Source organism: Skermanella aerolata KACC 11604, from assembly GCF_000936425.1.
Taxonomy (GTDB): Bacteria; Pseudomonadota; Alphaproteobacteria; order Azospirillales; family Azospirillaceae; genus Skermanella; species Skermanella aerolata.
On sequence record NZ_AVFK01000269.1, the window covers coordinates 1 to 227 of the forward strand.

A 227-nucleotide genomic window follows, 5' to 3' on the forward strand; every position below is an offset into this window, starting at 1 on the left:
TCAGATCCAGACCGGACCAGCGCGCGATCTGAGTGCCGTACAGGCGGTAACGAAAATCCCGGCCGCCGTCGACGGGCTCGAGCAGCATCAGGTAGCCCAGGGCCGGGACGAACGCCGCCGGATCGGGCTGGCCCTCTTGGGCGACAAGGTCACTCCAGAAGGTGCCGATCGCGGTGAGTTGCGGCGCCGGCAAGGTCGCCGGATCCGGATTCCAGCAGACGACCGGT

The 227-nt window shown here is 67.8% G+C and carries 1 pseudogene; it reads right to left on the minus strand.

What is annotated here, in order from left to right:
* A pseudogene (locus N826_RS44695) lies at positions 1–227 on the minus strand (hypothetical protein); the annotation flags it as partial.